The organism is Photobacterium iliopiscarium (assembly GCF_003026395.1).
In the GTDB taxonomy this organism is placed as follows: Bacteria; Pseudomonadota; Gammaproteobacteria; order Enterobacterales; family Vibrionaceae; genus Photobacterium; species Photobacterium iliopiscarium.
This window is the reverse complement of the sequence record NZ_PYOO01000031.1, coordinates 1-2016: the sequence shown is the minus strand read 5'-3', so window position 1 is coordinate 2016 and position 2016 is coordinate 1. Positions and strand designations below refer to the sequence as shown.

The window sequence follows — 2016 nt, the reverse complement described above, 5'->3', positions numbered from 1 at the left end:
TTGATTTCTCTTCCTCGGGGTACTTAGATGTTTCAGTTCCCCCGGTTTGCCTCATTAACCTATGTATTCAGTTAATGATACTTGCTTATGCAAGTGGGTTTCCCCATTCGGAAATCCCAGACTCAAGCGGCTTTTACTGCCTAATCTGGGCTTATCGCAAGTTAATACGTCCTTCATCGCCTCTGACTGCCAAGGCATCCACCGTGTACGCTTAGTCACTTAACCATACAACCCCAAGAGGTCTTGTATGTTCAAACAACCAAGGTTTGCGTTTAATAATCCGATCAAGAAAATATTAAACATTGGTTTTTCGCCGGACTCGATACAAGACACTTGAATGTGTGTTGTTTTGAGAACTCGTTTTCATCCGAAGATAAAAACATTTTTTAAAATTAATCTTTCGATTAAATTTACTAGTCAGCTTTCCAGATTGTTAAAGAGCATGCAATTTTCTATTGAAAACCACTTTCTAATCATTTTTAGCGACAAAAATGCGGACTTAATAAAGAAATTCTTCATTAAATCTGCGTATCCGTGCAGAAAACACTTAGAGAGTGGTGGGCGATACCGGGCTCGAACCAGTGACCCCCTCCTTGTAAGGGAGGTGCTCTCCCAACTGAGCTAATCGCCCACGATAGTTTTGATTCCTTCGTGAGAAAGAATGGTGGGTCGTGCAGGATTCGAACCTGCGACCAATTGATTAAAAGTCAACTGCTCTACCAACTGAGCTAACGACCCATTGTGCACTGTCTCTTTTTTATAAAAAGAAGAGAAGTGGCGTCCCGTAGGGGAGTCGAACCCCTGTTACCGCCGTGAAAGGGCGGTGTCCTAGGCCTCTAGACGAACGGGACAATGTTCATAACGCAAGTTGTTGGGCAACCTACGTCGGCTCTTTTACATTTCGACCAAGCAATCTGTGTGGACACTGCATAAAACAGAAAAGTCTTTAGGTAAGGAGGTGATCCAGCCCCAGGTTCCCCTAGGGCTACCTTGTTACGACTTCACCCCAGTCATGAACCACACCGTGGTAAACGCCCTCCCGAAGGTTAAGCTATCTACTTCTGGTGCAGCCCACTCCCATGGTGTGACGGGCGGTGTGTACAAGGCCCGGGAACGTATTCACCGTGACATTCTGATTCACGATTACTAGCGATTCCGACTTCATGGAGTCGAGTTGCAGACTCCAATCCGGACTACGACGTACTTTGTGGGATTCGCTCACTATCGCTAGCTTGCAGCCCTCTGTATACGCCATTGTAGCACGTGTGTAGCCCTACTCGTAAGGGCCATGATGACTTGACGTCGTCCCCACCTTCCTCCGGTTTATCACCGGCAGTCTCCCTGGAGTTCCCACCATTACGTGCTGGCAAACAAGGATAAGGGTTGCGCTCGTTGCGGGACTTAACCCAACATTTCACAACACGAGCTGACGACAGCCATGCAGCACCTGTCTCAGAGTTCCCGAAGGCACTAAGCTATCTCTAGCGAATTCTCTGGATGTCAAGAGTAGGTAAGGTTCTTCGCGTTGCATCGAATTAAACCACATGCTCCACCGCTTGTGCGGGCCCCCGTCAATTCATTTGAGTTTTAATCTTGCGACCGTACTCCCCAGGCGGTCTACTTAACGCGTTAGCTCCGAAAGCCACGGCTCAAGGCCACAACCTTCAAGTAGACATCGTTTACGGCGTGGACTACCAGGGTATCTAATCCTGTTTGCTCCCCACGCTTTCGCATCTGAGCGTCAGTCTTTGTCCAGGGGGCCGCCTTCGCCACCGGTATTCCTTCAGATCTCTACGCATTTCACCGCTACACCTGAAATTCTACCCCCCTCTACAAGACTCTAGTCTGCCAGTTCAAAATGCTGTTCCGAGGTTGAGCCCCGGGCTTTCACATCTTGCTTAACAGACCGCCTGCATGCGCTTTACGCCCAGTAATTCCGATTAACGCTCGCACCCTCCGTATTACCGCGGCTGCTGGCACGGAGTTAGCCGGTGCTTCTTCTGTTGCTAACGTCAA

At 48.7% G+C, this 2016-nt stretch carries 3 tRNA genes and 2 rRNA genes; all 5 read right to left on the bottom strand.

The features are described 5' to 3' along the window. Positions 1 to 225, bottom strand: a 23S ribosomal RNA gene (locus tag C9J51_RS19300); the annotation flags it as partial. 330 nt (positions 226 to 555) lie between these two features. After that, positions 556 to 631, bottom strand: a tRNA-Val gene (locus C9J51_RS19295). 31 nt (positions 632 to 662) lie between these two features. Then, positions 663 to 738, bottom strand: a tRNA-Lys gene (locus C9J51_RS19290). 37 nt (positions 739 to 775) lie between these two features. Continuing rightward, a tRNA-Glu gene (locus C9J51_RS19285) sits at positions 776 to 851 on the bottom strand. 100 nt (positions 852 to 951) lie between these two features. Continuing rightward, positions 952 to 2016 (bottom strand): 16S ribosomal RNA (locus C9J51_RS19280); the annotation flags it as partial.